The 13,432-nt window shown below is 39.3% G+C and carries 11 protein-coding genes and 1 other RNA gene; 10 read left to right on the top strand and 2 right to left on the bottom strand.

Translation table 11 applies throughout. The annotated features are described in order from the left end of the window. The first annotated feature begins 7 nt into the window (after window positions 1-7). From PLANO_RS09010 to PLANO_RS09000, 3 genes are read left to right on the top strand one after another with little or no spacing between them, the layout of a single operon-like run. Complete coding sequence (locus PLANO_RS09010) at window positions 8-709, top strand: DnaD domain-containing protein (protein WP_038704129.1); 702 nt, start codon at window positions 8-10, stop codon at window positions 707-709. 12 nt (window positions 710-721) lie between these two features. Further along, window positions 722-1,402, top strand: a complete 681-nt coding sequence (gene nth, locus PLANO_RS09005) for an endonuclease III (RefSeq protein WP_038704128.1) — start codon at window positions 722-724, stop codon at window positions 1,400-1,402. After that, window positions 1,377-1,715 carry a YpoC family protein gene (locus PLANO_RS09000; protein WP_038704127.1) on the top strand — a complete coding sequence of 113 codons (339 nt, stop codon included), beginning with the start codon at window positions 1,377-1,379 and terminating at the stop codon, window positions 1,713-1,715. The genes nth and PLANO_RS09000 overlap by 26 nt, the downstream gene beginning before the upstream one ends. A gap of 43 nt (window positions 1,716-1,758) precedes the next feature. Here the strand turns inward: PLANO_RS09000 and PLANO_RS08995 are convergent, their stop codons facing one another. Together PLANO_RS08995 and recU are read right to left on the bottom strand one after the other, a co-directional pair. Beyond that, the gene (locus PLANO_RS08995; RefSeq protein ID WP_038704126.1) at window positions 1,759-4,455 is read right to left on the bottom strand and encodes a penicillin-binding protein 1A; all 2,697 of its coding nucleotides are present in this window, start codon (window positions 4,453-4,455) and stop codon (window positions 1,759-1,761) included. Between the two features lie 34 nt (window positions 4,456-4,489). Continuing rightward, window positions 4,490-5,101 carry a Holliday junction resolvase RecU gene (gene recU, locus PLANO_RS08990; protein WP_038704125.1) on the bottom strand — a complete coding sequence of 204 codons (612 nt, stop codon included), beginning with the start codon at window positions 5,099-5,101 and terminating at the stop codon, window positions 4,490-4,492. 236 nt (window positions 5,102-5,337) lie between these two features. On the opposite strand from recU, the gene PLANO_RS08985 reads away from it, so the two are divergent. From PLANO_RS08985 to PLANO_RS08960, 7 genes are all read left to right on the top strand, one after another. Beyond that, window positions 5,338-5,706 carry a YppE family protein gene (locus PLANO_RS08985; protein WP_038704124.1) on the top strand — a complete coding sequence of 123 codons (369 nt, stop codon included), beginning with the start codon at window positions 5,338-5,340 and terminating at the stop codon, window positions 5,704-5,706. After that, window positions 5,699-7,969: a DEAD/DEAH box helicase gene (locus PLANO_RS08980; RefSeq protein ID WP_038704123.1), complete on the top strand. Its 2,271-nt coding sequence runs from the start codon at window positions 5,699-5,701 to the stop codon at window positions 7,967-7,969. The genes PLANO_RS08985 and PLANO_RS08980 overlap by 8 nt, the downstream gene beginning before the upstream one ends. Window positions 7,970-7,975: 6 nt before the next feature. Continuing rightward, window positions 7,976-9,223 (top strand): ribonuclease H-like domain-containing protein, encoded by a 1,248-nt coding sequence (locus PLANO_RS08975; RefSeq protein WP_038704122.1) that lies wholly within the window; start codon window positions 7,976-7,978, stop codon window positions 9,221-9,223. A gap of 65 nt (window positions 9,224-9,288) precedes the next feature. Then, on the top strand, window positions 9,289-9,582 hold the full coding sequence (gene gpsB, locus PLANO_RS08970; protein ID WP_038704121.1) for a cell division regulator GpsB: 294 nt from the start codon (window positions 9,289-9,291) through the stop codon (window positions 9,580-9,582). Window positions 9,583-9,630: 48 nt separating this feature from the next. Next, an RNA gene (gene rnpB / locus PLANO_RS15850) (RNase P RNA component class B) lies at window positions 9,631-10,009 on the top strand. 288 nt (window positions 10,010-10,297) lie between these two features. Then, window positions 10,298-11,431, top strand: a complete 1,134-nt coding sequence (locus PLANO_RS08965; protein WP_038704120.1) for a THUMP domain-containing class I SAM-dependent RNA methyltransferase — start codon at window positions 10,298-10,300, stop codon at window positions 11,429-11,431. A 53-nt stretch (window positions 11,432-11,484) separates the two neighbouring features. Continuing rightward, window positions 11,485-13,392, top strand: coding sequence for an ATP-dependent DNA helicase (locus PLANO_RS08960; RefSeq protein WP_038704119.1), 1,908 nt, complete (start codon window positions 11,485-11,487; stop codon window positions 13,390-13,392). Window positions 13,393-13,432 lie beyond the last annotated feature (40 nt).

Raw genomic sequence — 13,432 nt, 5'->3', positions numbered from 1 at the left:
TTGGGATATGAAACAACCTAATCGATTACAAACGTGGATTGAGCAGGGGAATGTTACCATTTCCCAGCTTTTTTTTCAGTTTTACAAAGAACTGAAGATTACAGATGAAGAGGCGATGCTGTTAATGCACATTCAATCATTTCAACAAGCTGGAAATCAGTTTCCCACGCCAAATGAAATTGGTGCACGCATGATGACTTCTCAAAAAAGCGTAACGACCATGTTACAAAAATTAATGCAACAAGGTTATTTGTCGATCGAACAAACAACTGAACAGGATGTTTTAACGGAAGTAATTTCTCTACAACCTTTATGGGATCGTTTATTAGACTGTGTTTACAAAGAGCAGCATGAAATAAAAGAAAATACTCAAAAAGAGTTGGAAGGGGAGATCTTCCAGTTATTTGAACAAGAATTTGGACGTTTCTTATCTCCGATGGAAATCGAGACTATTTCGATGTGGATGGACCAAGATGGCCACACACCAGAAGTTATTCGAATGGCGCTTAAAGAAGCAGTTATTTCTGAGAAACTGAGTTTGCGGTATATAGATCGAATTTTATTTGAATGGAAAAAGAAAAATATTAAGACTTCTACACAAGTCACTAAGCATGCAAATTCTTTTAGAGAAAAAAATATCCGGATTCAGCCGACTGAAAATGCAGTGAAAAAAGTTCAATTTTACAATTGGTTGGAAGACCGTAACTAGAAGGTGAAGTAGATGATGTCTAAAAAAGAATGGTTAACTTGTCTAGAAGAGATGGATCTTATGTTTCCAGATGCTCATTGTGAGTTGGTGCACCGCAATCCATTTGATTTATTAATCGCGACTTTGTTATCTGCACAATGTACGGATAAACTCGTCAACCGAGTTACAGCCGATTTATTCCAAAAGTATCATACACCAGAGGACTACGTGGCTGTCTCGATAGAAGAATTACAGCAAGACATCCGCTCGATTGGTTTGTTTCGCAATAAGGCTAAAAACATCCAAGCTCTTAGCCGAATTTTAATCGACGAACACTCTAGCATAGTGCCTGCTGACAGAGACTTATTAATGACGCTCCCAGGAGTTGGGCGTAAGACAGCTAATGTTGTTGTGTCTGTAGCTTTTGGGATTCCGGCTTTAGCTGTAGACACGCATGTTGAACGAGTAGCTAAACGGTTAGGCTTGAGTCGGTGGAAAGATAATCCGCTTCAAGTAGAAGAAACAATCATGAAGAAAACCCCTGCAGACGATTGGTCTAAAACACATCACCAAATTATTTTTTTCGGGCGCTATCATTGCAAATCACAAAATCCGGGTTGTCATATTTGTCCACTTTTTGATCGATGTCGAGAAGGGCAAAAACGCGAGAAAAAAGGATTGGTTAAACGTGAAATCGTCACCGAAGTTAACTAAAGAACAGATAGATCCATATTTTTTAAAATGGAATCACCTTTCAATCCAAATTAATGACATGCATAAATTACGCAATAAAGCTGTTAAGGAAGTTACACAATCCGGTATAGAAGTGTACAAAAAACTGTTGGCTCATTGTCGATGTGCATTAGATGAAGAGAGCTTTGAACCATTAAATGGTGCTGAGCGCTTGTTATTTATCGAGTTTTCTCTAAGTACTTATGCAGCTTATCGTCAACTAGATGAATTATTTTCGGAACTAAAGAAAATAATAGCTAGAAAACGCATTGAACACAAACACTTGAATAAATAACAGGAAAACCCCCGAATGCTTAGGCATTCGGGGGTTTTGTCGATCAATTTGTATTATCGCTATTGGTGTTGGTATCATTTTTGTCACCATTGCCGCTACCATTGTTATTTTCATTTCCGGCATTGTTGTTACCACTGCTATTAGCCGCAGGTGTTTCACTTTCTTCTTCTTCAGTTGGATCTTCCGGTACGTCGATTGGATCTTCCTCAACTGCAGGTTCCTCTTCGACGACAGGTTCTTCTTCAGCCGGTTCTTCCTCAAGCTCTTCTTCAGCCGGCTCTTCTTCAACAGGTTCTTCTTCGACAGGTTCTTCCTCAGGCTCTTCTTCGACAGGTTCTTCCTCAGGCTCTTCTTCCGGTTCTTCAGGAGCGGCAGCAACTTTGACAACAGTCGATGCTGGATCACTACGCTGAGTATCGTTGAATGCGACAACGCGGAAGGTATAAGATTTGCCTTCTTCCAAACCATTGAACGTATAAGATTTACTTGATGATGTAGAGAGCACTGAACGAGACCCATCAACTTCTACAGAAACTTCGAACGATACATCTTTATCACTAGAATCCCATGATAAATTGGCCGAATTACCATCAACATTTGCTCGTAAGCTACTTGGCGTCTTTAAATCTTCGACTACGTAACGCTGCGATACTGAATTGGGTTCAGTGCCACGTGCAAATAGTTCAGAGCTTCTCATATTATACGGCGTAAATGCACTAGCTAGTTTTAATGGGTCAGATCCAACTTCAATAACTTGTTCTGTAACAGAATCTGGTTGCTCAAAGCTAGCTGTTTCAGGTGAAGAAATTTGTGACATCACATTTTTGAATAATCGTTGAGCAAGCAAGCGCTCGTTTGATGCCGTGTCAATTGGTGTTTTTCGATCAGCGTAACCGCTCCACACAGAAATTGAATAATCTGTTGTGAAACCAGCAAACCAAACATCTGGTGCAGAGCTTGCATCTAGACCAAATTCTTTTAGGTTATCAGCTGAGTAATTTGTAGTTCCAGTTTTTCCAGCCATATCGAGTCCGTTAATAGCGACTTCCTTACCTGTAGATCCTGGCGTATTCAAATCTACAACATCTCTTAGCATATCCGTTACCATATAAGCCGTACTATCTTTCATTGCTTGAACAGGTTCAGGGGCTACGATTTGTTCTGTAGATCCATCACGGAAAATAATTTTCTTAATGGTGTGAGGCTTAGTAAAAGATCCTTTGTTACCAAATGCAGCAAAGGCACCTGCCATTTCAACAGTAGAAATATTTTTTTCTGGTGAACCAAGTGCAGCGGATTCATAAATATTACCAAAATCCAATCCTAACTTCTGTGTAAACTCTTCTGCATTTTCCATGCCAACTTCTTGCAAGGTTTTAACAGCAGGAATATTGCGTGAGCGATAAAGCGCTTCGCGAATTGTCATAGTGCCTAAAAATTCTCCATCAACATTCCGGATTTCTTGGTCATTATCATTATATTTATAAGGCTCATCGACTACGGTTTGACCAGTAGACCAATCTAAATATTCGATAGCAGGACCATAATCTACTAAGGGTTTAATAGTAGATCCTATTGGACGATCTTTTGATGTTGCGTAATTATGACGAACATCACCAGTATAATCACGTGCAGCACCGATAGCACTAATTCCGCCAGTTTTCGTGTCGACCACTGTCATAGCTGATTGAACTTCATCATCAAAAAACAAATCAGAAGCCATTGCATCATTTACTTTTTCTTGGACGTAAGGTTCTAAAGTTGTGTAAATTTTTAATCCTTCATCTAGCGAATAATCGCCATCTAGAGTTTCAAGTTCATTTTCTACCATTTCCATAAACGCCGTATATTCAGTATTTGGAACTTGTTGCTGGCGGTCTTCTTCAGCTACTAGCGAGTCTTCAAGAGACGCTTGTCGCGCTTGTTCTTTTTCTTCTGTACTGATTTTGCCATGTTGGTCCATCAATCCTAGCACGATATTACGACGATCTATAGCGCGTTCTGGATTTTTGAAAGGGTTATAACCATTCGGGCTTTGGGGCATTCCAGCCAACAATGCTGTTTCAGCTAAAGTTAATTCTTCAAGAGGCTTGCCATAGAAATACGTTGATGCTGTTCCAAAACCATAAATATTTCCGGACATCAAAATTTTATTGAAATACATCTCAAAAATTTCTTCTTTTTCGTATTCTTGTTCTAATTTATAAGCTAAATAAGCTTCTTGTGCTTTTCGTTTTAATGTTTTGTCATTTGTTAAAAATGAATTTTTAATCACTTGTTGAGTGATTGTGCTCGCACCCTGTGAGCCGAAGCCACCGGTGATATTAGCGATTACAGCACCACCTAGACGAATAAGATCGATTCCAGAATGCTCATAAAAGCGATTATCTTCTGTAGCTAAAATAGCGTCTTCCATTGTTTTCGGAATATCCTCATAATTAATATATTCTCGATTCTCAGCGGTTATATAAGGTATTTCTGTTTCGCCATCCGCTGCATAAAATGTTGGACTAATAGGATCACGTAGCAATTCTTCGTCAATTTCTGGTGCACTGCTTGCATAATAGGCAAACATAGAGGCCCCAAACACAACGCCAGCTAATCCTATAATTACCATCATTAAAACGATGCGCTTAATCCATAGGAATACAGGGGATTTCTTTTTCTTCTTATTGCTATTTTTCTTTTGGCGTTCGATTGCTTTACGGCGTTCTTCACGCGAAATTTGTTTGTCGCTCAAGATTGGTTCCTCGCTTTCGTATACATACTGTTGCTTAAAGCTTGTTTAAAAGGGGCAAATAATCAATACGTGGAAATGCGCCAGGTGTAATTTCAAATGAAGTGTCTTCGATTTCTTGCAAAGTAACCGATTTTCTTCCACCTGACATCATACGGTTCCAAAAAACCTCGAGTTCTTTAAATGGCATGATAAAATACCGCTGCCATGAAGAAAAGCGGATAATCATAAACGCTGTTCCGTTTTGTTTTACTACGCTAGACATGTGATGAATTTGATGATCATGAATATTCTGCAACGGGAATGAAGTTTTGTTTTGTGTTTCTTTTGCTTCAAAATCAATATACCGACCATTCCAAACGCCATTATAATCGGTGGTCGAAGGAGCTTGAAAATAGGCTTCTCGAATTACCGCAGCGCTTCTCGAAGGATACTCCACTTTAACAATTTGGAGTGGTACCGGCTTTTTGTGAATGACAGCTAATCCCAGTTGGAGATAATAATCATTGGTTTCATTTAATTCGTCCTCTAATGTCTTACCCCGATTGCTGAAGGATAAATCTTTTTTCTTTTTAGGGGCAACTGTTTGTTTGGCAGGTTGACCTTTCGGCGGTATGAATTTTTTGCCATTCGGATAATTGATTGCCATTGTGATACACCTCGCTCACTCTATCATATCACAAGCTTTTAGACGACAGATAAGATGAAAGGTTTCAACAATTCGAAACCTATTGACTAGCATTGAAAATATCCAATAAATCAGCTTTAGATATACTTATAATAGCTGATTTTAAAAGCTAATTAAAGAATAAGGAATGCTTGTTCGATAAAGTCGTGTCAATTTAGTGGATATGATAAACTAAAGGCTAATGGAGGGAATGCAAAATGACAGTTAGAGAACTCTCTTCTACATTATATGATGAATGTGGAAAATGCTTAGATCGCTTTTACGAAATGCGTGAATTGGACGCGGTCGCTGATTTTTATGAAGATGTTAAACCATACGCTGATATTTGGCACGGCAAAATAAATGAGTGGCAAAAAGAATCATTACTTTATATACAACAAGAACGACCAAAATATGTGCATAAGCCGCAAATTGATACAGCTGCAGAAGGCATGACACAGTTTTTTGTTCAAAGCTTTTACAAAGAAACAAGCAAAAAGCGCTTTATCCAAACGATTCAAGCAGCACAATATACGTTACAAACTTTTATCATGGCAATAGACGAGAAGAGTAAAAAGCATGATTAAACGAAAAACATTGCCTGTATTGATGGAAGAGTGGAAAACGGAACCAGATATGATGGAGCGAATAGTCCATTGGCATACAAGACAAGAAAAACCTGCCCAGTATGCTGATTTTCCACCGGAGATGCACGATAGCTTAAAAGCGGCTCTGAGAAAAAAAGGCATTGAGCAACTTTATACGCATCAACGTGAAGCTTTTGATTTAGCTACAGCAGGGGATTCGTTCACGGCTGTGACACCTACTGCATCAGGTAAATCGTATTGTTACCACTTGCCCGTCTTGCACAAAATTCTAAATGACCCAGGTGCGCGAGCTCTTTATTTGTTCCCTACAAAAGCATTAGCACAAGATCAAAAAAGTGATCTGCATGATTTGATCGAAAAAACAGAGGAAGAAATTTTGTCTTACACATATGATGGGGACACATCACCAGCTATTCGTACAAAAGTGCGAAAAGCCGGTCAAATTGTCATGACCAATCCAGATATGCTCCATTCAGCCATATTGCCACATCATACGAAATGGGTTTCTCTTTTTGAAAACCTTCATTATATAGTTATTGATGAATTGCATACGTACAAAGGAATATTCGGAACGCACGTAGCACACGTTATTCGTCGACTAAAACGCATTTGTGAGTTTTACGGCAGCAATCCTGTCTTTATATGTACTTCAGCGACAATCGCTAACCCAAAAGAACTGGCAGAAAACTTAACAAATAGTACACATAAATTAATTGACCAGAATGGTGCACCTTCTGGGAAAAAACATATAGTCTTTTATAATCCACCAATTATTCACCCAACCTTTGGTGTTCGCAGAAGTGCGATTCTTGAAGTTCGCGACTTGGCAACACACCTAATCAAAAATGGTATTCAAACTATTGTTTTTGCAAAAAGTCGAGTTCGTGTCGAAATGTTAGTTACTTATTTACAAGCAGTAACGAAAATGAAACTGCAGGACGACTCGATCAAAGGCTACCGAGGAGGCTATTTGCCGACTGAACGGCGCGCGATTGAAAAAGGACTTCGTGATGGGTCGATTCAATGTGTGGTGTCAACTAATGCTTTAGAACTCGGTGTAGATATCGGTCAGCTACAAGCATGTATCATGACAGGATACCCAGGTAATATTGCCAGCGCATGGCAACAGGCAGGGCGCGCAGGCCGTCGTCAAGACGAATCACTCGTTATTTATGTTGCGCAATCTACAGCGCTTGATCAATACATTATTAATCATCCAGAATATTTGCTTGACCAATCCCCAGAAGAAGCGCGTATTCATCCAGAAAATATTATTATTTTAATGGATCATTTGAAATGTGCTTCTTTTGAATTGCCGTTTCGAATTGATGATCAGTATGGAGAATTTGAAGTACAAGAACTTCTCGAATACTTACAAGAAGAAGGCGTGCTTGTACGTACGTCAGATCGTTGGCACTGGATGAGCGACCGCTTCCCAGCGCACGATATTTCTCTGCGCTCTGCTTCACAAGAAAATGTTGTCATCATCGACCAATCGGTTCCAGCAGATACGCGAGTGATTGGTGAAATGGATCGCTTTAGCGCTATGACCTTATTGCACGAAGAAGCCATTTACTTGCATCAGGGGACGCAGTTTCAAGTTGAGATTTTAGACTGGGAAGAAAAAAAGGCTTATGTCAGAGAAGTCGACGTAGATTATTTCACCGATGCTAATTTAGCAGTCGAATTAAAAGTAATGAGCGAAGATAAAGATAAAAAAATGAATGGTTCAGAAGTGTTTTATGGAGATATTGCGGTTCTAGCAATGCCAACCATTTTCAAAAAAATCCGTTTTGACTCACATGACAATATTGGTTCTGGTCCAATTTCTTTGCCACCAGAAGAACTTCATACTTCTTCTACTTGGCTTAGCTTCTCAAAGCCTGAAGATTTTTCGGAATCAGAGTTGTCAGATACTATGACCGGTGCAGCGTATGCGATAGAGTCGTTTATCCCAATATTTGTTCAGTGTGATCGCCGAGATGTTCATGTTGTACCTCAAGTGAAATCACCACATAACGATATGCCAACATTTTTCATTCATGACTCATATCCCGGTGGAATTGGCATTAGCGAACGAATTTACGACTTGTGGAAACCTTTATTAGACAAAGCACTACAGCATGTTTCGGAATGTCCATGCTTAGATGGGTGCCCCGCGTGCATCGGTGCACAAGATGCAGCTATTAGTATGAAAAGTCATGTCATCCGCCTTTTAGATGATCTTCGCAAAGAGGAGTGAAGAACCATGTCATTTGAAAGCAAACTTCTCCAAATGAAAGGCATGTTAAAAAACAAACCCACCCCCAAAAAACAACCAAAACGAGCCGAACGTCCACTCCATGAAGAAAAATGGAAGGATATTGGACTAGAACTTATTGAAAATAAATTTGGTTATGTGTTTCAAAAGAAAATTACGTATCCGTTTACCACGCGTCATGGTTCAGTTATGTTAAGTGAACTAGATCCGGTTTTAAAAGCTTGGGAAAAAACCGATTTTGATCATCCATTCAAACTAAAAGAACAAGATCCACTTTTGTTTTTCGACACGGAAACGACGGGTCTTAGCGGAACCGGCGCGTATATTTTTTTAATTGGAATTTTAGTGAAAAAGAGCGATCATTTTGAAATGATGCAATATATTATGCCTGATCCTTCTCATGAAGCGGCATTTCTGTATGAAACGGGTTTATGGAAATCGGATGACCCAATTATTTTTTCTTATAACGGGAAAAGTTTTGATTGGCCACAACTAACTTCAAGGTGGACGATGCACCGACAAGATTTGCCGAAATTACCAGTACCACGTCAAATCGATTTGTTTCATGGGACAAAACGTATTTGGAAAAATGAATTGGCGCGGATGAAACTGAGTACCATTGAAGAAGAAAAACTTGGATTTGTACGTCAAGGAGATGTACCGGGGTATTTAATCCCGGCCATTTACTTAGATGCAGTAAAAAGTGGATTTCCAGAAGGACTTGCAAAAGTTCTTTATCACAATGAACTAGATATCCTATCACTTGTTTCATTATATGTGCTGTCATCTAATTTGTTGATGGAAGATATGGAGTCTGAAACAAGTGGGGCTTATACAAATATTGGGAAATGGTATGCAGATTTAAAACAGTTTGACCAAAGTGCAGCCTACCTTGAGCATGTAACAAATGATCGAGGTGCTTCATCTGCCTTGGCACGTTACTTATTAGCTATTCAGAAAAAACGAGCTGGTCACCATGAAGAAGCCGTCCGGTTATTTAAAGAAGCAGCTCCTCATTTGCGAGGGAGCATTGAAGTAGAAGCATGGATTCATGCTGCAAAACTTTACGAGCATCAATTACGTGATTTAAACCAAGCGGCTATCATGGCTGGATTTGCAAAAGAAGCTAGCGAACATACAAACGTACGCCTGTCGCTGGTGGCAGATATTGACAAAAGACAAGTGCGTTTGGAAGCGAAAAAGCGAAAAAAACACTTACAAGTTCACGAAGACTAGACACGAAAAATGTGCCATATGCTATACTAAATAAAAGGTATTTTTTTTATGGAAGGACGATTAAAATGGACAATAAATTTACATCTAAGGATATTCTAGAAAAAGATTTTAAAACAGCAATGCGCGGATACAATCAAGATGAGGTAGATCATTTCCTAGATGAAGTTATCCAGGATTATGAAGCTTTCACAAAACGAATTGAACAACTTCAAAATGAAAACCAACGATTACGTTCAGAGTTAGAAAACTCGCCGAAAAAACAAGCTACACCAGCACCTGGCACAACTAATTTTGATATTTTACGCCGGTTGTCACATTTAGAAAACCATGTGTTTGGCAATAAGTTAGACAACAACTAAAACAATTGTTTTCTCTCGTTGAATAGCGTATACTTAATAAGCCATTTGAAATTCTGGCAATCGCTCTGGTGTCGTGCCGGAGAGGAAAGTCCATGCTCGCACGGTTCTGAGATGACCGTAGTGATCGCGCTCAGTGAAACAATAAGCTGAGGCAGCTAGCAATAGCTGACGGCGGGTAGAACGCCTAAGTCTTAGGATATGGTCGGAATACCCTGAAGGTGCCACAGTGACGGAGCTGTATAAGAAATTATACAGGTGGAACGAGGTAAACCCCGTGAGCGAGAAACCCAAATTATGGTAGGGGCACTTTTCTGAAGGAAATGAACTGATGAAGAGGCAGGTGCAAACTTGCAGATAGATGATTGCTGTCCACTAGTACAAGGTGCAAGCCGTTTGAGTACGTGGAAACAAAACATGGCTTATAGAATTTCACATGGTCTTAAAATGCTTATCAATGGCTCTCCTGTCGGGGAGCTTTTCTTCATATTATGATATAAATGAATAAGTTAGACTGATATATTTTAATCTTTTGGATAAACTTTAAACGGTTAGATATAGCGCTAAACGATTTCTCAACATGAAAAAAAAGAGCAAAAGGCGGCGACTCCTGCAGGAAAGCGTCCGCCTGTAGCGATTTCTTTATGCGTATTTAATTTGAAATGTCTAACGATTAAACGTAAAACTGAAATAGTAAATAACTAGAGAGGGAGTCATTATGACAACATTTAAATTGCTCGCAACAGCCGCAATGGGACTTGAGTCGATTGTCGCTAACGAAGTAAAAGAATTAGGGTATGAAACAGAAACAGAAAACGGCAAAGTATTTTTTGAAGGAAACGAGAGAGATATAGCCAAAGCCAACTTATGGCTACGTACTGCTGACCGTGTAAAAATCATCGCGGGTGAATTTAATGCGTATACTTTTGACGAATTGTTTGAACGTACAAAAGAAATCGAATGGGAAAAATTCCTTCCAGTAGATGCTGAGTTTCCGGTTCAAGGGAAATCGGTTAAATCGACCTTACACAGTGTGCCAAACTGTCAATCTATTGTAAAAAAAGCTATTGTTGAACGCTTGAAAAAAGCCTATCAACGCAATTCATTTTTAGATGAAACTGGACCACGCTTTAAAATTGAAGTTTCTATTTTAAAAGACAAAGTTCAATTATCAATCGACACAAGCGGAGCAGGATTACATAAACGCGGCTATCGTTTGGACCAAGGTGAAGCACCATTAAAAGAAACACTTGCTGCGGCACTTGTAAAATTATCTAGATGGACGCCAGACCGTCCGTTCGTAGATCCTTTCTGTGGATCAGGAACTCTCGCGATTGAAGCTGCGATGATCGGTCAAAATTTAGCACCCGGCTATAACCGTGATTTTGATAGCGAAGAATGGCCTTGGATGGGACAAAAACTATGGGATGAAGTTCGCGAAGAAGCGGAAGAATTAGCGAATTATGATCAGCCACTGAATATTTTAGGTACAGACATTGACCACCGTATGTTGACAGTCGCAGAAGAAAATGCGCGTGAAGCCGGCTTTGCGGACTTGATCCGCTTTGAACAGCGTCAAGTAAGGGATTTTGTGGCAACTGAAGAAAATGGCGTTGTTGTAGGTAACCCACCATACGGAGAACGTATTGGGGAGATTGAAGTCATCGAAGAAATGATTGGTGACATGGGGCGTGTATTTGCTAAACACCCAACATGGTCGGTTTATATGTTGTCGTCAATGGGGCGTTTTGAAACACTTTACGGTCAACCAGCTACTAAAAAACGCAAACTATTTAACGGATTTATCCGTACGGATCTTTTCCAATTCTGGGGAGAACGTTCTAAAAAATAAATGAGACGAAACGGAAGGGCACAGGCTCTTCCGTTTCTCTGTGAGGAGAATATATGAGACAACCACTACCATTCGCTTTATCAAAAGACAAAACTTTCTTTGAATCACTCAATGACTGGATTGGTGATGTATTTTACGACGAACTTCCTGAAAAAGGCTATGATCTTCGCGATGAACAAATTTTTATGTCTTTTCAAATTGAACAGGCGTTAAAAGAAAAATCGGTTTTGTTTGCTGAAGCAGGAGTTGGAACTGGAAAAACAATGGCCTATTTGTTACCAGCAATTGCATATGCTCGTTATACAGGAAAACCGGCTTTAATTTCATGTGCAGATGAAACTTTGATCGAGCAATTGGTCAAAAAGGGCGGCGACGTTGATCGGTTAAATGATTTATTTGATTTGAATTTAGATGTTCGACTGGCGAAATCACGTGATCAATATTTATGCCTTCAGCGCTTAGAGGGAGCAAAAAAACGCATTGATGATGATTTTGTATTTGATATAGAAGATAGTTTGCCGGAATTTGTCAACAAAACGTTTTCCATGCAAAATACGTACCCTTACGGAGAACGTTCAAGCTATCCGGAAGTTACAGATGAAGAATGGCAACAAGTTAATTATCATCCGATTCAAAACTGTAATGCTTGTGAATTGAGAAACAAATGTGGACAAACTATTCACCGTAATCATTACCGTCAAGCGACTGATTTGGTTATTTGTTCACATGATTTCCTTATGGAACATATATGGACAAAAGAAACACGTAAACGAGAAGGGCAAACGCCACTGCTTCCTGAATTCTCTCAAATTGTTTTAGATGAAGGTCATTTACTCGAGTTTGCTGCACAACGTGCGTTGACATACGAAGTGCAAGAAAGCACATTGCAAGATGTGACAGAAAGCATTCTTTCAGATGGCATGCGTGAAAAAACATTGAATATGATCGAGCAAACAATCGATCTACACAATGAATTTTTCCGCTTGCTTCGTATCCACACAGTCAAAAGTGATGAAGATCGTAAAGCCATCACAAAAGATCCAGAGTTGATTAAAGTCGGAAATTTGCTAGTGCGTCACATTGATTTGATGATGGAGGAGTTTGTTTTTGAAGGCGAACTTTTTACGATTCCTGAATACGAATTGAGATTGGCCGAAGAGTATTTCGAACAATACACATTTTCGATGCGTTTATTTGTAGAAGAAGGCGACGCGGTAACGTGGTTAGAAATTAAAGACGAAATTGAGACGCTAGTTATTATGCCGCGCCTAGTTACGGATATATTAGACGAAAAATTATTTGATGGCAAAATTCCAATCACTTTTTCTTCTGCTACTTTATCCATTCAAAAAGATTTCACATACTTATCAGATAGCCTTGGAATTGACAAATTCCAGTCGTTTTCTGTGCCATCGCCGTTTGAATACGAAGATGTAATGAAAATCTTTAAGCATCCTTTAGAACAAGATCAGAAATTTGAACGCGTCTACGATTTATTTAGTACGGGAGATCAGACGCTCGTATTGTTTACTTCAAAAGTAGATATGGACAATTTCAAAAAATCACTTCCGTTAGACCACCAATACGCGATTGAATTTGAAGGGGACCGCGAATTATCGACAGTCGTTAAAGAATTCCAGCAAGGGAAATTCCAAATTCTCTGCTCATATCACTTGTGGGAAGGGTTGGATTTACCGGGTGAAGCATTAACGAAAGTAATTATCGTTGATTTGCCATTCCCACCTAAAGATCCTGTTTTTGATGCGAAACGTAAATTCAGCAACAATCCATTAGAAGAAATTGACTTGCCTTTCATGCAGCTCCGCATACAACAAGGAATTGGTCGCTTGATTCGTACTTCAAAAGATCATGGAGAAATTCATTTATTGGTAAACGAAGAAGAGCTACGTGTTGAGCATCTATGGGAAACTATTTTACCGGTGCCTGCTAAAAGCTTTTAAAGCTTAAGCTTAGCTGTGATACAATATTTTCAACAAGTAT

Source organism: Planococcus sp. PAMC 21323, assembly GCF_000785555.1.
In the GTDB taxonomy this organism is placed as follows: domain Bacteria; phylum Bacillota; class Bacilli; order Bacillales_A; family Planococcaceae; genus Planococcus.
This window is presented reverse-complemented; position numbering and strand designations above follow the sequence as displayed.